Origin of the sequence: Mycobacterium arosiense ATCC BAA-1401 = DSM 45069 (assembly GCF_002086125.1) — a bacterium.
In the GTDB taxonomy this organism is placed as follows: domain Bacteria; phylum Actinomycetota; class Actinomycetes; order Mycobacteriales; family Mycobacteriaceae; genus Mycobacterium; species Mycobacterium arosiense.
Window position 1 is genome coordinate 127765 of the sequence record NZ_MVHG01000002.1, and the last position, 19055, is coordinate 146819.

Annotated in this window: 15 protein-coding genes; 10 read left to right on the forward strand and 5 right to left on the reverse strand. The window is 68.9% G+C overall.

Translation table 11 applies throughout. From position 1 onward, the window contains the following. Positions 1-10: 10 nt before the first annotated feature. Complete coding sequence (gene bioB, locus BST14_RS01540; RefSeq protein WP_083062831.1) at positions 11-1048, reverse strand: biotin synthase BioB; 1038 nt, start codon at positions 1046-1048, stop codon at positions 11-13. A gap of 133 nt (positions 1049-1181) precedes the next feature. Between bioB and BST14_RS01545 the strand changes: the two genes are divergently transcribed. From BST14_RS01545 to BST14_RS01560, 4 genes are all read left to right on the forward strand, one after another. Beyond that, positions 1182-1373: a hypothetical protein gene (locus BST14_RS01545; protein ID WP_083062832.1), complete on the forward strand. Its 192-nt coding sequence runs from the start codon at positions 1182-1184 to the stop codon at positions 1371-1373. Positions 1374-1485: 112 nt separating this feature from the next. Next, positions 1486-3318, forward strand: a complete 1833-nt coding sequence (locus tag BST14_RS01550) for a hypothetical protein (RefSeq protein ID WP_083062833.1) — start codon at positions 1486-1488, stop codon at positions 3316-3318. Positions 3319-3322: 4 nt separating this feature from the next. Then, positions 3323-3688 (forward strand): hypothetical protein, encoded by a 366-nt coding sequence (locus tag BST14_RS01555; RefSeq protein ID WP_083062834.1) that lies wholly within the window; start codon positions 3323-3325, stop codon positions 3686-3688. Further along, a complete protein-coding gene (locus BST14_RS01560) occupies positions 3685-5049 on the forward strand; it encodes a hypothetical protein (protein WP_083062835.1) in 1365 nt (454 codons plus the stop codon). Before BST14_RS01555 ends, BST14_RS01560 begins: the two co-directional genes overlap by 4 nt. Here the strand turns inward: BST14_RS01560 and BST14_RS01565 are convergent. The 4 genes from BST14_RS01565 to BST14_RS01580 are packed head-to-tail and all read right to left on the reverse strand — an operon-like array spanning position 5046 to position 8714. Then, positions 5046-5558 (reverse strand): 2'-5' RNA ligase family protein, encoded by a 513-nt coding sequence (locus BST14_RS01565; RefSeq protein WP_083062836.1) that lies wholly within the window; start codon positions 5556-5558, stop codon positions 5046-5048. The genes BST14_RS01560 and BST14_RS01565 overlap by 4 nt on opposite strands. After that, entirely contained in the window at positions 5558-6238 is a 681-nt protein-coding gene (gene bioD / locus BST14_RS01570) for a dethiobiotin synthase (RefSeq protein WP_083062837.1), read from the reverse strand. The genes BST14_RS01565 and bioD overlap by 1 nt, the downstream gene beginning before the upstream one ends. Before the next feature lie 9 nt (positions 6239-6247). Continuing rightward, complete coding sequence (locus tag BST14_RS01575) at positions 6248-7393, reverse strand: 8-amino-7-oxononanoate synthase (protein WP_083062838.1); 1146 nt, start codon at positions 7391-7393, stop codon at positions 6248-6250. 4 nt (positions 7394-7397) lie between these two features. Then, entirely contained in the window at positions 7398-8714 is a 1317-nt protein-coding gene (locus BST14_RS01580) for an adenosylmethionine--8-amino-7-oxononanoate transaminase (RefSeq protein WP_083062839.1), read from the reverse strand. 62 nt (positions 8715-8776) lie between these two features. On the opposite strand from BST14_RS01580, the gene BST14_RS01585 reads away from it, so the two are divergent. From BST14_RS01585 to treZ, 6 genes are all read left to right on the forward strand, one after another. After that, complete coding sequence (locus BST14_RS01585; RefSeq protein WP_083062840.1) at positions 8777-9241, forward strand: hypothetical protein; 465 nt, start codon at positions 8777-8779, stop codon at positions 9239-9241. Positions 9242-9573: 332 nt separating this feature from the next. After that, positions 9574-10440: an NlpC/P60 family peptidoglycan-binding protein RipD gene (ripD, locus tag BST14_RS01590; protein WP_083062841.1), complete on the forward strand. Its 867-nt coding sequence runs from the start codon at positions 9574-9576 to the stop codon at positions 10438-10440. A 146-nt stretch (positions 10441-10586) separates the two neighbouring features. After that, positions 10587-12749, forward strand: coding sequence for an acetyltransferase SucT (gene sucT / locus BST14_RS01595; RefSeq protein WP_083062842.1), 2163 nt, complete (start codon positions 10587-10589; stop codon positions 12747-12749). A 60-nt stretch (positions 12750-12809) separates the two neighbouring features. Then, positions 12810-15011, forward strand: a complete 2202-nt coding sequence (gene glgX, locus BST14_RS01600) for a glycogen debranching protein GlgX (RefSeq protein WP_083062843.1) — start codon at positions 12810-12812, stop codon at positions 15009-15011. A gap of 3 nt (positions 15012-15014) precedes the next feature. Beyond that, positions 15015-17315, forward strand: a complete 2301-nt coding sequence (gene treY, locus BST14_RS01605; RefSeq protein WP_083062844.1) for a malto-oligosyltrehalose synthase — start codon at positions 15015-15017, stop codon at positions 17313-17315. Further along, positions 17308-19038 (forward strand): malto-oligosyltrehalose trehalohydrolase, encoded by a 1731-nt coding sequence (gene treZ, locus BST14_RS01610; RefSeq protein ID WP_083062845.1) that lies wholly within the window; start codon positions 17308-17310, stop codon positions 19036-19038. The genes treY and treZ overlap by 8 nt, the downstream gene beginning before the upstream one ends. Positions 19039-19055: the final 17 nt, after the last annotated feature.

Genomic DNA, 19055 nt, shown 5'->3' on the forward strand with positions numbered 1-19055 from the left:
GACAACCGGCCTACAGGCTGGCGTTGAGCCCCTTAAGGGGCATCTGCAGGTCGTCGAGCAGTTCCAGGTCGGATTCGGCGGGACGACCCAGCGTGGTCAGATAGTTGCCGACGATCACGGCGTTGATGCCGCCCAGAATGCCCTGCTTGGCGCCCAGGTCGCCCAGAGTGATCTCGCGCCCACCGGCGAACCGCAGCATGGTGCGCGGCAGCGCCAGCCGGAAGGCGGCCACCGACTTCAGCGCCTCGCTCGCCTGCATCACTTCCAGGTCGCCGAACGGGGTGCCCGGCCGGGGGTTGAGGAAGTTCAGCGGCACCTCGTCGGGACCCAGTTCGGCCAATTCGGCGGCGAATTCCGCACGTTGCTCGAGGGTCTCGCCCATGCCGAGGATGCCGCCGCAGCACACCTCCATGCCGGCGTCGCGGACCATCGAAAGCGTCTCCCAACGCTCCTCCCAGCTGTGGGTGGTCACGACGTTGGTGAAGAAGGAGCGGGCGGTCTCCAGGTTGTGGTTGTAGCGGTGCACGCCCATCTCGGCGAGCTGCTCGACCTGCTCGGCCGTCAGCATCCCCAGCGAGCAGGCGATGTTGATCTCGACCTCGTTGCGGATGGCTTCGATGCCGGCCGCGACCTGGGCCAACAACCGCTCGTCGGGGCCACGCACCGCGGCCACGATGCAGAATTCGGTGGCGCCGGACTTGGCTGTCTGCTTGGCGGCCTCGACCAGGCTGGGGATGTCCAGCCGGGCGCTGCGCACCGGGGACGCGAACAGCCCCGACTGCGAGCAGAAATGGCAGTCCTCCGGGCAACCGCCGGTCTTGAGGCTGATGATGCCCTCGATCTCGACCTCGGGGCCGCACCAGCGCATCCGCACCTCGTGGGCCAGCGCCAACAGGTCGTCGAGCCGGTCGTCGGGCAGCTGCAGCACCCGCAGCACCTGGTCCCGGCTCAATCCCTGGCCGTCCTCAAGCACCTGCCGGCGGGCCACCGCCAAAATGTCCTCGTCGTTGCCCGTATCGGCCGTCGGTCGAGTTGCCGCTTGAGTCACCAGGTGCTCCCCTGCCTCTTTATCGTGTCCGCGCGTGGGGACAGACCTGCCACGGTGGTGGCAGCAATGAATGAAAAGGTGTTCAAAGTAGGGTAACGGCCGAAGGACACGCCCTACCTATGGGTATACGACCATGGTGACTCCGCACGTCGAATACCTGGCGCACCACTATTTACTGCTGGCGGCGCCGGCGTTCCTGCCTGCGGTGATCGTGGTCGGGGTGATTCTGTGCATCGCGCTGCGTGACCGGCGCGAGGGCCGCGACACCACGGGCTCCGCGCCCGACGCCTCCAGTGCTGACACGCCAGACAAAACGCGTGATTGACGAGCCCGGGATTGGGGCATTAAACAAACAATCACGAACCTACTTGACAGTAATAAGCGGTTGACTTCAATCGGATCCTCCGGGGCAGCCCGGCGCGTTTGGGAGGCACACGATGCGGTCGAATGAACTGACAATTGTTGCCGAGGCACCGGCACGCGGTGCCGGGTTGAATCAGGTAATCGGGCTATCGATCGCCGCGGTGGTGATCACCCTGCTGTTGCTGTGGGTGGGCCACGCCCACCGCACCCATCGCATCGAGTGGCTGACCCGGGCCGCCGACCGGGTCGGCAACACCTTCCACCGGCCCGGGTGGGTCGCCCTGCCGGTCCTGGTGTTCACCACGTCGATCATCTGCGCGCTGTTCGGGTTCATCTGGGACGTCAGCTGGCATATCGGCAACGGCCGCGACCCGGGGCCCTTGGCCAACCCAGCGCACTACTTCATCATCATCGGATTGTTCGGCATCTTCCTGGGCGGCATGACGGCGGTCGTGCTGCCATTCGACAAGCCCGGCCCGGCCGCGGTGCGGATCACGCGGAACTGGCACGCACCGGTGGGCGGCGTGCTGATGGCCGGCTGCGGGCTGTACGCGATGATCGGGTTCCCGCTCGACGACATCTGGCACCGCATCTTCGGCCAGGACGTAACGCTGTGGGGCCCAACGCATTTGATGATGATCGGTGGCGCCTGCTTTTCCCTTTTCGCGGTGTTGATGCTGGAGCGCGAGGGTGAGGCCGAAGAAGGCGAGGGCGTCTACCACGGCGTCTTCATCACCTTCCTGCGCTACCTGTCCTTCGGCGGGTTGCTCATCGGCTTGTCGGTCTACCAGATCGAGTTCGACTTCGGCGTCCCGCAATTCCGCCTGGTGTTCCAGCCCATGCTGATCGCCGGCGCGGCAGCACTGGCGGCGGTCGCCGCTCGCATCACGATGGGCCGGGGGGCGGCCGTGATCGCGGCCGTCTTCGCCATCGCCCTGCGCGGCGGCGTCGCCCTGCTGGTCGGGCCGATACTCGGGGCCCCGATCAACTGGTTCCCGCTGTATCTCGGCCCCGCGGTGGTGGTCGAGTTGATGGCCCTGACTCCGCTTGTCAAGCGCCCCATGGTGTTCGGCGCCGTGGCCGGGCTGGGAGTGGGCACGGTCGGGCTCTGGCTGGAGTCGCTGTGGATCGCCACGGTGTACCACTACCCCTGGCCGATCAGCATGTGGGGCGAGGCCCTGGCCATGGCCATGCCGGTCGCGATGCTGATGGGTGTGTGCGGCGCCATGTTCGGCATGGTGCTGACCGGACAGCGCCTGCCGGGGCGCGCCGCCGGCATCTCCGTGGTCGTGGCCACCGTGCTGGTGATCGGGGGCGTGGTCGCCAACGGCTTGCACATCGTCGTGCCGGGCCAGGACAACGCCGCCATCACGTTGACCGATCTGCCCAGTGCCCCGGGGCAGCGCATGGTGTCGGCCGACGTCCAACTGCTACCCGCCGACATGGTCAGCGACAATCCTGACTGGCTGACGATCCTGTCCTGGCAGGGGCGCATGAACAATCAGCGCGGCCTGGTGATCGACAGGCTCGCCAAGGTCGGGCCGGGGCACTACCGCTCCACCCAGCCGGTTCCGGTGTGGGGGGATTGGAAGACCCTGCTGCGGGTCCAGGACGGCCGCACGATGACGGCCGTGCCGATTTGGGAACCGGCGGACGCCGCCATTCCGGCCCCCGAGGTCCCCGCGCTGGCGTCAAGCACGCGGCCGTTCGTCCTGGAAGTCACCATCCTGCAGCGCGAACGCGACCAGGGCGCGCCGGCCTGGTTGTTTACCGCGGGCGGCATCGTGGTGCTGTTCCTGACGCTCATGGTGATCGCCGGCTTGACCTGGGGCGCCGGCCGGCTCAACAACTCCCTCGCCGAGCCGGAACCGGTGGAAGACAAGCAGCCGATTCCGCGGGCGGCGTGAGCCCATGACACTGCGACGCACCGTCAACGTGGCATGCGTGGCGGTGCTGGCCTGCGGCCTGGTGGCCTGCGGCGGCGGCTCCACCAGCAAGTCTCCGGCCGGTCCGCTGACGATCGACGTGACCATCGCCAATGGTCAGGTCACTCCCACCAACGCCACGCTGCAGGCCAAGGTGCACCAGCAGATCACACTGCACGTGACCAGTGACGCCACCGACGAGCTGCACGTGCATTCGACGCCCGATCACAAGTTCGCGGTCGCGGCGGCCCCCAACCAGACGTTCGGATTCGCCGTCGACGTTCCCGGCAACGTCGCGGTGGAGCTGCACCATCTGGACCGCACCATCGCGACCATCCAAGTGCAGCCGTGAGCTCCGCCGCCGCGGCGGTGGTGCTCGCGCACGGGCTCGGTGGTTCGGGTGATCTGCCGGTGCCCTACGCCTACGCGATGGTCGGGGCGGCATGGGCGTTGACGTTCACCTTCGCCCTCGTGGCGTTCGCCTGGCGGCGGCCGCGGTTCGACCCGCTCAAGCCGGGCCGGCCCCTACCGAAGGCGCTGATGATCTTCGTCGACTCCCGGGTGACGCGATGGTTCGCGGCCGGCCTGGCCCTGCTGTTCGCGGCCTGGGTGGTGGCCGCCGGCGTATGGGGTCCCGAATCGGAGTCCAACGGGCTGCTCGGCGCGTTCTACGTGCTGCTGTGGGTCGGACTGGTGGCGTTGTCGCTGGTCGTCGGCCCGGTGTGGCGGGTGATTTCGCCGATGCGCACGGTGTACCTGCTGCTGCGGCGCGTCACCCCGGAACGGCTCGGCCGGCCGCGGCGGACCTACCCCGAAGGCTGGGGCTATCGGCCCGCCGCGGCCGGCCTGTTCGCCTTCGTCTGGATGGAGCTGGCCAGCCCGAACCCGGCGTCGCTGCCCTGGGTCAGGACGTGGGTCGCCTGCTACGCCGTGCTGATGCTGGCCGGCGCGTGGCTGTGCGGGCAGCGCTGGCTGGCCCGCGCCGACCCGTTCGGCGTATATAGCGTGGCCGTCTCCCGGCTCTCGCCGTTTCGCCGCAACCCGCAAACGCGGCAAATCGTCGTCGGGAACCCGCTCGACCATCTGCCCTCGCTGCCGGTGCGCCCCGGTGTCGTGGTTTTGCTGGCGGTGCTGCTGGGGTCGACGGCGTTCGACAGCTTCTCGTCGTCGCCGACGTGGCGCGGCTTCTCCGATCAGCTCACCCGCGAATTCGGCGCGCCCCCGACGTTGGCCTCGTCAATGGTGCGCACCGTCGGGCTGATCGTCTTCATCTGCGTTGTGGCGGTGACGTTTTCACTCGCCGCGCGTGCCACCGGCGGCGTCAGCCCACAGCAGCGTCGCGAATTGCCCGGCCAGATGGCGCATTCGCTGATCCCGATCGTGGTGGGCTACATCTTCGCGCACTACCTGTCCTACCTGGTGGAGCGCGGACAGCAGGCGGTGTTCGCGCTGGCCGACCCGTTCGGCCACGGCTGGAATCTGCTCGGCCTGGCGCACCTGCACGTGGCGTACGTCTTGTCCACGCACCCGCCGGTGCTCGCCGCGGTCAAGGTGACCTGTGTGGTCACCGGGCACATCGTCGCGGTGGTCGCGGCCCACGACAAGGCCCTGCGGCTGCTGCCCAGCGGGCATCAGCTCACCGGGCAGCTGACGATGATGCTGGTGATGGTCGGCTACACGTTCACCGGTTTGTATCTGCTCTTCGGGGGTTAACGGCCGATCGGGTGCTCGACCTTCTTGTTGCCGTCCCAGCGACGCAAACTCGTGAAGCTGCCCTCGATCTGGGCGGGTCGGCCCGCGATGCGCAGCGCTCGCCCGAGCTGGGCGCCGCCGACGCGCCGCGCCATCGTGACGTGCGCAGTCCACTGCCCGGGCAGACTGTTGGGCATAGGTGCCGGCATCAAATGCGGCCCGCAGCACCGGTGCACCTCGGCATGCAGGGCCAACAGCTCGGCGGTCGGCACCACCAGCCGCGCGAAAACCGCAGTGGCGCGGCCGAATAACACCGGAGCACCGACGACGCAGGCCAGCGGTAGCCGTTCGCTCACCGCGCTCAGCGGTTCGTCGACGGCGGGCGCGATGCTTTCGGCAACCGCCAGCGTCACGTGCGGCCGGCTGGCCGGGGCCTGGCTGGGAATCCCCGCCGCGGCCAACGACTCCCAGATGGTGCGGATCGCCGCCTCGGTGTCGCGGTCGAAGACCAGCTCGATGGAATGGACCATCAGCCCGCCAGCGTGCTGACCCAGTCGCGGTCGAATGCCCGGGCGCACAGCGCCGCAAAGTCGGCGGCGTCCAGCGCTGCGGCCCCTTGCGGCAGCGCGGCGCGCACCGGGGCCAGCCGGGCCAGCGCGGACCGATTCGCCGTCTCCACCGCGCCGGGCCGCCGGGGCCAGCTGCCGATGACCAGACCAGCACACGAAAGATGACGCGCGGCAAGAGATTCCAGGGTCAGTGCGGTGTGGTTGAGGGTACCCAACGATGGGCTGACGACGACCAGCACCGCGGCCCCCAGCGCGACAGCGAGATCGCGTGCGGTGACACCGTTTTCGCCGAGCTCAACCAGCAGTCCCCCGGCTCCCTCCACCAAGGTCAGCCGACCCGGACGATCCAGCTGCCCGATGAGCGCCAGCAGCTCCTCGCGGGTGGGCAGCGGCATTCCGGCCGCCTCGGCGGCGGCCACCGGCGCCAACGGCTGCGGATAGCGGCCCAACCCCGCCAGCTGGGTCTCTCCGGATAGCCGGGCCACCTCGGCGAGGTCGTCGTCGCCGGCATCGATGCCGGTCTGGACCGGTTTGCACACCGCCACGTCGATGCCGGCCTGACGGGCGTGACAGGCCAGCGCCGCGGTGGCGACCGTCTTGCCGACCCCGGTGTCGGTGCCGGTGACGACCAGAACCGTCACCGGCGTGCCTCAACCCAGCTCGGCCAGCACATCGGACAGCACCCGGCGCGCGACCTTGAGCTCGGCGTCGTCCAGCGACGCGCGCGCGGTCAGCCGAAGGCGCGACGTCCCGGCGGGCACGGTCGGGGGCCGGAAGCATCCCACCCGCACGCCGGCGTCCAGGCAGGCGGTCGCGGCGGAAACCGCCACGTCCGGGTCGCCCAGGATCACCGAGACCACCGCCGACTGCGGCACCTCGATCACCCCGCAGGCCTCGGCCAGCGCGGCGGCATGGCGCAACACCGCGTCCGCGCGCCAGGGCTCAGACCGAGACACGCCAAGCGCGGCCCGCGCGGCGCCCACCGCCGCCGGGGCCAGGCCGGTGTCGAAGATGAACGTGCGCGCGGCGTCGATCAGATGCGCCCGCACCGGCGCCGGCCCCAGCACCGCGCCGCCCTGGCTGCCCAGCGCCTTGGACAGCGTGGTGGTCATGACCACGTCGGGGGCCCCGGCCAGGCCGGCCTCGTGCAGCAGCCCCCGGCCGCCGCCACGCACGCCCAGACCGTGCGCCTCGTCGACGATGAGCAGGGCGCGGTGCGCGCGGCACACCTCATGCAATTCGCGCAGCGGCGCCAGCGCGCCGTCGGTGGAAAACACCGACTCGGTGATGACGACCGCGCGCTCCTCGTCGCGCGTCCGCAGCGCGGCCGCCACGGCGCCGACGTCGCGGTGCGGCGTCACCGCCACCCGCGCCCGAGACAGTCGGCAGGCATCCACCAGCGAGGCGTGTGAAAGCTCGTCGGAGACCAGCAGCGAACCCCGGCCTGACAGGCCGACAACGGCCCCCAGGTTGGCCGCGTAGCCGGACGAGAACAGCAGCCCCGACTCCGCGCCGACGTAGTCGGCCAGCTCGGATTCGAACTGCTGGTGCAACTCGGTGTCGCCGGTGACCAGCCGGGATCCGGTGGCACCGGCGCCCCACATGCGCAGCGCGGCGACGCCGCCGTCGATCACGTCGGGGTGCTGCGACAGCCCGAGATAATCGTTGGAGGCCAGGTCCAGCTCGGTGGCGACGGCGGGACGCGGCCGCAGTGAGCGGCGCAGCCCGGCCTCGCGGCGCTGCCGTTCCACCGCGTCTAGCCAGGCCAGCGGGGAGACCTCGATCGGTGCCTTCATCGCCCTAGAGCCTACGAGAGCCGGCACGCGTGGCGACCTCGACCATCGCCGCGGTGATCTGGGCGATCTCGCCGGGCGTGCAGATGTAGGGCGGCATGGCGTAGACCAGGTTGCGAAATGGGCGCAGCCAGACGCCATGGTCCAGGGCCGCCGGGGTGGCGACGGCCAGGTCGACCGGCCGCTCGCATTCGATGACGCCGATGGCGCCGCGCACCCGCACGTCGCGCACGCCGGGCAGCGCCCGGGCCGGCTCGAGTCCGGCCGCCAGGCCGGCGCCGATCTCGGCGACCCGCGACCGCCAGTCCTGTCCGAGCAGCACCTCGACGCTGGCCACCGACACCGCACAGGCCAGCGCGTTGGCCATGAACGTGGGGCCGTGCATCAGCGCTCCGGGGTCACCCGCACTGATGGTGTGGGCGATGTCGGCGGTGCACAAGGTGGCGGCCAGGGTGAGGTATCCCCCGGTCAGCGCCTTGCCGACGCACATGATGTCCGGGCTCACCCCGGCGTGGTCGGCCGCGAAGAGCTCGCCGGTGCGCCCGAAGCCGGTGGCGATCTCGTCGAAGATGAGCAGTACGTCGTGCCGCCGGCAGATGTCGCGCAGGTCGCGCAGGTATTGCGGGTCGTGGAAGCGCATGCCGCCGGCGCCCTGGACGACGGGCTCGACGATGACGGCGGCCAGCTCGCCGGCGTGCCCGGCCAGTTGGTCCTCGAACGCCGCGCTGTAGCCGGGGTCGAAGTCGCGGGGCACCTGCGGGGCGAACACCTGCCGGGCCAGGATGTCGGTCCACAGCGAGTGCATGCCGCCGTCGGGGTCGCAGACGCTCATCGGGGTGAAGGTGTCGCCGTGGTAGCCGCCGCGCCAGGTCATCAGCCGGTGCTTGGCGGGCCGGTCGCGGCTGCGCCAGTACTGCAGCGCCATCTTCACCGCCACCTCCACCGACACCGAGCCGGAGTCGCTGAAGAACACCGTCTGCAGCCCCGCCGGGGTGATGTCCACCAGCAGCCGGGCCAGCCGCGCCGCGGGTTCGTGAGTCAGGCCGCCGAACATGACGTGGTTCATGGCGCCGAGCTGGGCCGTGAGGGCGGCGTCCAGCACCGGGTGGCCGTGCCCGTGGATGGCGGTCCACCAGGAGCTCATGGCGTCGAGCGCCTCGATCGGCTCGCCGTCGCGGATCAAGGTGAGCCAGGCGCCCCGGGCACCGACCGCGACCACGGGAGCGACGGATTCGGCGCCGATGGTGCTGTAGGGGTGCCACAGGTGCGCGGCGTCGATCGCGCTGATCTGCTCGGGCGTCAGCCCGGCCTTCGCCGCGGGCATAGTGATCGAGGGTAAAGCAGCCGATTCGCGCAAAACCCCGACGTCGGGAAGCATGGGACAGCATGGCCATGTCGCAGCAGTCCGACGGCGCAGCGCCGGGACCCGAGGCCGGCCCCGGCTGGTCCAGGGACACCCACTACCCGCTGGTGGACTACGACGACGAGGCGCCCCGGGTGCTTCGGGTGCGGGTGGCGCCCTGGGACATCGTCTGCACGGTCACGCTTTTGGTCCTGCTCGGCGTGCTGGCCACGGCGACCACCTGGCCGACCCGGCTGTTCGGCTTCCTGGCGAATGTCTGCGAGGACGAGACCTGCGGCCCCGTCCCCTACGGGCTGGATTTGTACATCCACCCGGTGGTGTGGGGCGGTCTCGGCGCGGCCCTCACCGCCGCCGTCATCGGACCCGTCGTCTCGATCCTGAAGGGCTGGTACATGTCCTTCTGGCCGGTGCTGGCGCTGGTGCTGGTCATGGTCAGCTCGGTAGCCGGGTCGCTGCTGACGATTTTCAGCGAACGCTATTGGCTCTGATCGCCCCGTCGGCTCCGGCGTGCTTTTCGGTCGCCGGCTGAGATCGAAATAACAACTGCGCTTACGGAATTCGGTGCGCCTGTCACCGTCCGGTCACGGTACGACAAAAAATCCCGCGTGGACCTGGCGGCTAACACCATCTGTTGTCAAAGTGGCTTGTGTGACTGATGTGAATCCAGCGGGCGACCGCTGATTCACTTCGCAAGTGCCATGGACGGCGTCGGTCCCAGCGTGGAGGCCCTCGCTCGGTTCCATGAACCGGGGGCGGACGCGCGAGGTCACCGCGTCGAGGCCCATTGACCGCCTGGAGAGGCCAGGGAAAGGCCAGAAACATGAAACGCATCTACGCCTTCGCGATCGGTTTGGCCCTGCTCGGGGCGCCGATGGTGGTTCCCACCATCGCGACCGCCGACCCGGGCGCCAGGTCGACGGACTATCAGCAGGCCACCGACGTGGTGATCGCCCGCGGTCTGTCGCAGCGCGGTGTGCCGTTCTCCTGGGCCGGTGGCGGCATCAACGGCCCCACCCGCGGCACCGGACCCGGCATCAACACCGTCGGTTTCGACGCCTCCGGGCTGATGCAGTACGCGTACGCCGGCGCCGGCATCAAGCTGCCGCGGTCCTCGGGCGCGATCTACCGGGTCGGACAAAAGATCCTGCCGCAGCAGGCCCGCAAGGGTGACCTGATCTTCTACGGCCCCGAGGGCACCCAGAGCGTGGCGATGTATCTGGGCAACAACCAGATGCTCGAGGTCGGCGACGTCGTGCAGGTCTCCCCGGTGCGCACCAACGGCATGACGCCGTACATGGTCCGGGTGCTCGGCGCCACGCCGGCGCAACAGGCACCGCCGCAACAGGCACCGCAGCAGCTGCCCACCCAGCAGGCACCGCTGCAACAGGCGCCGACACAGCAGGCCCCGGCACAGCAGTCGCCATACCAGCAGCCCCCGCAACAGTCGCCCACCCAGCAGGCACCGCTGCAGCAGGCGCCGACACAGCAGGCCCCGGCACAGCAGGCCCCGGCACAGCAGTCGCCATACCAGCAGCCCCCGCAACAGTCGCCCACCCAGCAGGCACCGCTGCAACAGGCGCCGACACAGCAGGCCCCGGCACAGCAGTCGCCGTACCAGCAGGCGCCGGTGCAGCTGCCGGCACAGCAGCCGCCGTTGCAGCCGACCGGCGTCGGCCTCGGCAGGTAATTTCCGGGCCGGTCGTTGGCCGTCCGACGCCCGCCACCCGCTTCCCCGCCGCCCGGGGCGGATGCTTTCAGCGACCCGCTGAGCAGCCGCCCCGCCGCGAGCTGTCGCGAGCCGGTGGCGGGTTTTCGGTAAATTGACTGGCGATCATGCCGACGCCGCCACCGCTTCCCGCACCGGACGCCACCACCGATCCGGGCACCCCGGGAGCGCTTGGAACGGGGTCGCGGCGGTTCTATCGGTACGACCTCGACGGCCTGCGCGGCATCGCCATTGCGCTGGTCGCCGTGTTCCATATCTGGTTCGGCCGGGTCTCCGGCGGCGTGGACGTGTTCCTGGCGCTGTCCGGATTCTTCTTCGGCGGCAAGATCATTCGCGCCGCGCTGAACCCGGCGGTAACGCTGTCGCCGGTGGCCGAGGTGGTTCGGCTCGTCCGTCGGCTGGTTCCCGCGCTGGTGGTGGTGCTGGCCGGGTGCGCGGTGCTGACCATCATGGTGCAACCGGAGACCCGCTGGGAGACCTTCGCCGACCAGAGCCTGGCCAGCCTCGGCTACTACCAGAACTGGGAGCTGGCCAACACCGCCTCGGACTACCTGCGGGCGGGCGAGGCCGTCAGCCCGTTGCAGCACATCTGGTCGATGTCGGTGCAGGGCCAGTTCTACGTCAGCTTCCTGCTGTTGATCGCCGGCCTGGCCTTGCTGTTCCGGCGGCCGCCCCGGCTGCGGATCGCGCTCGTGGTGGTCCTGTCGGCGTTGACGGCCGCCTCGTTCGTTTATGCGATCGTCGCCCACCGGCAGGGCCAGCCGGCCTCCTACTACGACAGCTTCGCGCGGGGCTGGGAGTTGCTGCTGGGCGCGCTGGTCGGCGCGCTGGTGACCCGCGTCCGCTGGCCGATGTGGTTGCGCACGGTGCTGGCCACGGTCGCGCTCGGCGCGGTGCTGTCTTGCGGGGCACTGATCAACGGAGTGCAGGAGTTCCCCGGCCCGTGGGCGCTGGTGCCGGTCGGCGCCGCCATGCTGATGATCCTGGTCGGAGCCAACCTGCAGGGTGGTGGCGGTGGCCGGCTGCCGTTGCCGAATCGGCTGCTTGCGACGCGGCCGCTGGTCGAGCTGGGCGCCATGGCGTACGCGCTCTACCTGTGGCACTGGCCGCTGCTCATCTTCTGGCTGTCCTACAGCGGCCACAAGCACGCCGGCGTCGTCGAAGGCGCGCTGCTGCTGTTGGTGTCCGGGGTGCTGGCCTATCTGACCAACCGGCTCGTCGAGGATCCGCTGCGCTACCGGGCGTCCTCGAAGCCGGCCGCCGCGCGGGCGCCGGCGACTCCCTGGTCGACGCGCCTGGCCCGGCCGACGATGGCGCTGGGATCGGCCATCGTTCTGCTGGGCGTGACCCTGACGGCGACCTCGTTCACCTGGCGTCAACACGTCACCGTCCTGCGATCGGCCGGCAAGGAGCTCAGCGTCCTGAACCCGCAGGACTATCCCGGCGCTCGCGCCCTCACCGAAGGCGTGCGGGTGCCCGCACTGCCCATGCGGCCCACCGTTTTAGAGGTCAAACAGGACCTGCCCGCCTCGACGCGGGACGGCTGCATCAGCGACTTCGTCAACCCCGCGGTGGTCACCTGCACCTACGGTGACGCGAGCGCCGGCCGGACCATCGCGCTGGCGGGCGGGTCGCACGCCGAACACTGGCTGCCCGCGCTGGACATCCTGGGCAAGCTGCACCACTTCAAAGTCGTGACGTATCTGAAGATGGGCTGCCCGCTCTCGACCGAGCAGGTCCCGCTGATCATGGGCAACAACGCCCCCTACCCGCAATGCCGCGAGTGGGTGCAGCGGACAATGACCAAACTCGTCACCGACCGGCCCGACTACGTGTTCACCACCACCACCCGGCCGTGGAACATCAAGTCCGGCGATGTGATGCCCGCCACTTATATCGGCATCTGGCAGACGTTGTCCGACAACAACATTCCAATCCTCGGGATGCGCGACACGCCGTGGCTGGTGAAGAACGGCCAACCGTTCGACCCGGCGGACTGCCTTGCCAAACGGGGCGGCACCCCGCGATCGTGCGCGATCAAGCGTTCCGACATGCTCTCCGACCGCAACCAGACGCTCGACTTCGTCACGCAGTTCCCGCAGCTCAAGGTGCTCGACATGTCCGACGCGATCTGCCGCGCCGAGGTGTGCCGCCCGGTCGAGGGAAACATCCTGATCTATCACGGCGCCCACCACCTCTCGCCCACCTACGTGCGGACCATGGCGCCCGAATTGGGCCGTCAGATCGCCGAGGCCACCGGCTGGTGGTGACCCGCCTTCCTCCCGGCCGCTAAGCGCGTGGGCGCAACCGCGCGCGGATAAGGTCGTTAGGTGTCAACCAACAGTCCCGCTTCAGAATCAGGCGGTAACCACCAGCCCAAGCTCGCCACCGTGTGGCCGGGAAATTCGTATCCGCTCGGCGCCTCCTACGATGGCGCGGGAACCAACTTCTCGTTGTTCTCCGAAATCGCCGAGAAGGTCGAGCTGTGCCTGATCGACGAGCACGACGGCGAGTCGCGGATTCCCTTGGACGAGGTGGACGGATTCGTCTGGCACGCGTACCTGCCGAACATCACCCCCGGCCAGCGTTACGGCTTTCGCGTTTACGGCCCCTTCGACCCGGCGGCAGGTCACCGGTGTGACCCCAGCAAGCTGTTGCTCGACCCGTACGGCAAGGCTTTTCACGGCGACTTCACCTTCGGTCAGGCGCTGTTCTCCTACGACCTGAAGGCCGTCGATCCGAACGGCCCCAACGCCGACGGGCTCGACCCGGGGATTCCGCCGATGGTCGATTCGCTGGGGCACACCATGACCAGCGTGGTGAGCAATCCGTTCTTCGACTGGGGATCCGACCGCGCGCCGTTGACGCCGTATCACGAGACCGTCATCTACGAGGCCCACGTCAAAGGGATGACGCAAACGCATCCGAGCGTGCCCGAGGAGCTTCGGGGCACCTATGCCGGGCTGGCCCACCCGGCGGTCATCGACCACCTGCACTCGCTGCGGGTCACGGCCATCGAGCTGATGCCGGTGCACCAATTCATGCACGACTCTCGGCTGCTCGACCTGGGCCTGCGAAACTACTGGGGCTACAACACTTTCGGCTATTTCGCGCCGCACAATCAGTACGCGGCCAATCGCACCGCCAGCGTCGCGGAGTTCAAGTCGATGGTGCGCAGCTTCCACGAGGCCGGCATCGAGGTGATCCTCGACGTGGTGTACAACCACACCGCCGAGGGCAACCACCTGGGTCCGACGATCAATTTCCGCGGCATCGACAACGCCGCCTACTACCGGCTCGTCGACACCGACCCGCGGCTGTACAAGGACTACACGGGCACCGGCAACAGCCTGAACCCTCGCCACCCGCACGTGCTGCAGCTGATCATGGACTCGTTGCGGTACTGGGTGACCGAGATGCACGTCGACGGGTTCCGCTTCGATCTGGCCGCCACGCTGGCCCGCGAGCTGCACGACGTCGACCGGTTGAGCGCCTTTTTCGATCTGGTGCAGCAGGACCCGATCGTCAGCCAGGTCAAATTGATCGCCGAGCCGTGGGACGTCGGGGAGGGCGGTTATCAGGTCGGAAACTTCCCGGGTTTGTGGACCGAGTGGAACGGGAAGTATCGCGATACTGTGCGCGATTATTGGCGGGGCGAGCCCGCAACCCTGGGCGAGTTCGCTTCCCGGCTGACCGGGTCGTCGGACCTGTATGAGGCGACCGGCCGGCGGCCCAGCGCCAGCATCAACTTCGTCACCGCGCACGACGGGTTCACCCTGAACGACCTGGTGTCCTACAACGAGAAGCACAACCTGGCCAACGGGGAGGACAACCGGGATGGCGAAAGCCATAACCGATCGTGGAACTGCGGTGTCGAAGGCCCCACCGATGACCCCGACATCACCGAGCTGCGCTACCGTCAGATGCGCAACTTCTGGGCGACGCTGATGCTCAGCCAGGGCACGCCGATGATCGCCCACGGTGACGAGTTCGGCCGCACCCAGAACGGCAACAACAACGTGTACTGCCAGGACTCCGAATTGTCGTGGATGGACTGGTCTTTGGTCGACAAGAACGCCGACCTGCTGGCCTTCGCCCGCAGGGTGACCACGCTGCGCAAGCGCCATCCGGTGTTTCGGCGGCGCCGGTTCTTTGAGGGCGAGCCGATCCGCAGCGGCGACGAGGTGCGCGATATCGCCTGGCTGAACCCGAGTAGCCGCGAGATGACGCACGAGGACTGGGGCGAAAGCATTCACAAGTGCGTGGCGGTGTTCCTCAACGGCGAGGCCATCAGCGCACCCAACGCGCGCGGCGAACGGGTCATCGACGACTCGTTCCTGCTGTGTTTCAACGCCGGTGAAGAGTCGGTGGAGTTCGCGACACCGAGCAGTGACTACGCGAGAGAGTGGACCGTGGAACTGGACACTAACGAACCGACGGGCCGCAAAGAAGGGGCCGACCAGGTGGTGACCGCCGAGGAGAAGGTGTCGCTGCCGTCCCGCTCGCTGCTCGTATTGCGTAAGACGCAGTGACGCATGGCTTTACCCGTCATCTCCACCTACCGGCTGCAACTGCGTGGTGAATCCAGTGGGTTCGCGTTCACCTTCGCCGACACGGAAAACCTGCTGGACTACCTCAACGACCTCGGGGTATCGCACCTGTATCTGTCCCCGATCATGACCGCGGCGGCGGGATCCAGCCATGGCTACGACGTCACCGACCCGACGACGGTGTCCCCCGAGATCGGCGGCCACGAAGGCCTGGCGCGATTGTCGGCGGCGGCGCGAGAGCGCGGCATGGGGCTGATCGTCGACATCGTGCCAAACCACGTGGGCATCGACGTGCCCCAACAGAACCCGTGGTGGTGGGACGTGCTGCGCAACGGCCGTTCCTCGCCCTACGCAACGTATTTCGACATCGACTGGGACCTCGACGAGGACGGCCGCATCGTGTTGCCGGTTTTGGGTTCCGACGACGACGTCGCCGACCTCACCGTCGACGGGGACCTGCTGCGGCTGGGCGATCTGGCGCTGCCGATCGCGCCCGGCACCACGGCGGGCACCGGCGCGCAGGTGCACGACCGCCAGCACTACCGCCTGGTCGGCTGGCGAAACGGCGTGTGCGGCTACCGTCGCTTCTTCTCGATCACCTCGCTGGCCGGTCTGCGTCAGGAGGACCGCGCGGTCTTCGACGCCACCCACGCCGAGGTCGGCCGGTGGTTCACCGAGGGACTGGTCGACGGCATCCGCATCGACCACCCCGACGGCCTGTCGAATCCCTGCGGATACCTCGCGTGGCTGCGCGAATTGACCGGCCCGGAAGCCTGGATCGTGATCGAGAAGATCCTGGCCGTCGACGAGGCGCTCGAGCCGACCCTGCCGGTCGGCGGCACCACCGGTTACGACGTGCTGCGCGAAATCGGGGGCGTGCTGGTGGATCCGGAGGGCGCACCCGCGCTGACCGCGCTGGTGGATTCCGCCGGGGTGGACTACCGGGCGATGCCCGACATGCTGGTGGACCTTAAGATCCGGTCGGCCACCGACACCTTGGCCAGTGAGCTGCGTCGGTTGCGCCGCAGCATCGTCGCCGCGGCCGGCGTCGACCACCCGCAGCTGCCCGAGGCGGTGGCCGCGCTGCTCACGCACATCGGGGTGTACCGCTGCGACTACCCCGGCCTGGTCGCGCTGCTGCCCACCGCGCTGGCCGAAACCCAGGCGGCCACACCGGAGTTGGGGCCCGCCCTGCAAGTGCTGGCCGCGGCGCTGGCCCGCGACGACGAGCCGGCCACGCGCCTGCAGCAGCTCTGCGGGGCCGTCACCGCTAAGGCCGTCGAGGACTGCTTGTTCTACCGCGACGCCCGGCTGGTCTCGCTGAACGAGGTGGGCGGCGAGCCGCACCGCTTCGGTGTCGGCGCGGCCGAGTTTCACCACAGCGCCGCTACCCGGGCACGGTTGTGGCCGCAGACCATGACGACGCTGACCACCCATGACACCAAGCGAGGCGAGGACGTGCGGGCCCGCATCTCGGTGCTGTCCCAGGTGCCGTCGCTATGGACCGAGTTCCTCGCCCGCTGGGAGAAGGCCTCGCCCTCGCCCGATCCGGCGACCGGACAGTTTCTGTGGCAGAACATCTTCGGCGTATGGCCCGTCAACGGCGAGGTCACCGCCGAGCTGCGCGACCGGCTGCACGCCTACGCCGAGAAGGCCATCCGCGAAGCGGCCTGGCATACCTCGTGGAACGACCCGGACACCGAATTCGAGGACGCGGTACACCGGTGGCTGGACGGCGTGCTCGACGGCCCGGTGGCCGGCCAGCTGACCGAGCTTGTCGCCCAACTCAATCCGCATGCCGCCAGCGACGCGCTGGCCCAGAAGCTCTTGGCGCTGACCGTACCCGGGATTCCCGACGTGTACCAGGGCACCGAGCTGTGGGACGACAGCCTGGTGGACCCCGACAATCGCCGGGCCGTCGACTACGCGGCGCGCCGCCGTGCCCTGACGGAGTTGAAGCATCCAAAGATCCGGGTCGTCACGACGGCGCTTCGGGTGCGCCGTCACCATCCGGACACCTTCCTGCGCGGCGAGTACGTCCCGATCCTGGCCGATGGCGATGCCGGCGATCACGTGGTGGCGTTCCGCCGGGGCGAGGACATCGTGGTGGCGGTGACCCGCTGGACCGTGCGGCTGGCCGAAAAGGGCTGGGGTAACACGGTTTTGCCGCTTCCCGACGGAACCTGGAAGGACGCGCTCACCGGCGCGATCGCCGACGGCCCCACGTCGGCGGCGCAGCTGTTCGCCGACCTGCCCGTCACACTGCTGGAGCGCCACCATGACTGAATTCCGGCTCTGGGCGCCCAAGCCCGCGCTGGTTCGCCTCGACGTCGACGGCCGGACGCACGCCATGACGCGTTCGGCCGACGGCTGGTGGCATGCGAGCGTGGACACCGCGCCGGACGCCCGCTACGGCTATCTGCTCGACGACGACCCCACCGTGCTGCCCGACCCGCGGTCACCGCGCCAGCCCGAGGGCGTGCACGCCCGCTCGCAATTGTGGGACCCGGCCGCCGCGAGGTGGACCGATACAGCCTGGGCCGGGCGCCCCGTCGAGGGCGCGGTGATCTACGAGCTGCACCTGGGCACGTTCACCGAGGCCGGCACCTTCGACGCCGCCATCGACAAGCTGGACTACCTGGTCGACCTCGGCGTGGACTTCGTCGAGCTGATGCCGGTGAATTCCTTTGCCGGCACTCATGGTTGGGGATACGACGGCGTGCTGTGGTATAGCGTGCACGAACCCTACGGCGGCCCCGACGGGCTGGTGCGCTTCGTCGACGCCTGCCACGCCAAGGGTTTGGGGGTGTTGATCGATGCGGTCTTCAACCACCTCGGCCCGTCGGGCAACTACCTGCCGCGCTACGGGCCCTACCTGTCCTCGGCGAGCAACCCGTGGGGCGAGGGCATCAACATCGCCGACGCCGACTCCGACGAGGTGCGCCGCTACATCATCGGCTGCGCGCTGCGCTGGATGCGCGATTTCCATGCCGACGGACTGCGCCTGGACGCCGTCCACGCACTGGTGGACACCACCGCAATCCATATTCTCGAGGAACTCGCGACCGAAACGGATTGGCTGGCACAGCAATTGGGACGCCCGCTGTCGCTGATCGCCGAGAGCGACCTGAACGACCCACGGCTGATCACCCCGCGCGAGCGCGGCGGCTACGGCCTGACCGGGCAGTGGGCCGACGACATTCATCACGCCATCCACACCGCGGTCTCCGGCGAGCGCCAGGGCTACTACGCCGACTTCGGCAGCCTGGCCACCCTGGACCAGACGCTGCGCCACGGCTTCTTTCACGCCGCCACCTATTCGTCGTTCCGGCGTCGCCGCCACGGCCGCCCGTTGGACACCAGCGCGAAATCCGGCATCCCGGCCACCCGGCTGGTCGCCTACACCTGCACGCACGATCAGGTCGGCAACCGGGCCCTGGGTGACCGGCCGTCGCAGAACCTGACTGGTGGCCAGCTGGCGATCAAAGCCGCCCTGGTCCTCGGGTCTCCTTACACCACCATGCTTTTCATGGGTGAGGAGTATGCGGCGTCGACCCCGTTCCAGTTCTTCAGCTCGCACCCCGAACCGGAACTGGCGAAGGCGACCGCCGAGGGACGCAAGGCCGAATTCGCCGAACACGGCTGGGACGCCGACGAGATTCCCGACCCGCAGGACCCGCAGACGTTCACCAACTCCAAGTTGAATTGGGCCGAGGTCGACACCGGCGAGCACGCGCGGCTGCACCGCCTCTACCGCGACCTGATCGCGTTGCGGCGCGACCACCCCGACCTGGCCGACCCCTGGTTGCAAAACCTGACCGTCGACTACGACGAGGGTCAGGGCTGGATCACCGTTTCGCGCGGGCGGTTGCGCATCGTGTGCAACCTGGGCGCCGAACAGGTGCAGGTCCCGGTCAGCGGTGACGTGGTGCTGGCGTGGGACGAGCCGGCCGCGGACGCCGACGGCACCGTGTTGCAAGGCCATTCGTTCGCCATCCTGGCGATCTGAGCGGGCTGTGGACAACT

What these genes read in the sequence shown, in the direction of transcription:
- BST14_RS01545 (WP_083062832.1), top strand. Translation starts at nt 1,182, where the DNA reads ATGGTGACTCCGCACGTCGAATACCTGGCGCACCACTATTTACTGCTG.
- BST14_RS01550 (WP_083062833.1), top strand. Translation starts at nt 1,486, where the DNA reads ATGCGGTCGAATGAACTGACAATTGTTGCCGAGGCACCGGCACGCGGT.
- BST14_RS01555 (WP_083062834.1), top strand. Translation starts at nt 3,323, where the DNA reads ATGACACTGCGACGCACCGTCAACGTGGCATGCGTGGCGGTGCTGGCC.
- BST14_RS01565 (WP_083062836.1), bottom strand. Translation starts at nt 5,558, where the DNA reads ATGGTCCATTCCATCGAGCTGGTCTTCGACCGCGACACCGAGGCGGCG.
- BST14_RS01575 (WP_083062838.1), bottom strand. Translation starts at nt 7,393, where the DNA reads ATGAAGGCACCGATCGAGGTCTCCCCGCTGGCCTGGCTAGACGCGGTG.
- BST14_RS01580 (WP_083062839.1), bottom strand. Translation starts at nt 8,714, where the DNA reads ATGCCCGCGGCGAAGGCCGGGCTGACGCCCGAGCAGATCAGCGCGATC.
- BST14_RS01585 (WP_083062840.1), top strand. Translation starts at nt 8,777, where the DNA reads ATGGCCATGTCGCAGCAGTCCGACGGCGCAGCGCCGGGACCCGAGGCC.
- ripD (WP_083062841.1), top strand. Translation starts at nt 9,574, where the DNA reads ATGAAACGCATCTACGCCTTCGCGATCGGTTTGGCCCTGCTCGGGGCG.
- sucT (WP_083062842.1), top strand. Translation starts at nt 10,587, where the DNA reads ATGCCGACGCCGCCACCGCTTCCCGCACCGGACGCCACCACCGATCCG.
- treY (WP_083062844.1), top strand. Translation starts at nt 15,015, where the DNA reads ATGGCTTTACCCGTCATCTCCACCTACCGGCTGCAACTGCGTGGTGAA.
- treZ (WP_083062845.1), top strand. Translation starts at nt 17,308, where the DNA reads ATGACTGAATTCCGGCTCTGGGCGCCCAAGCCCGCGCTGGTTCGCCTC.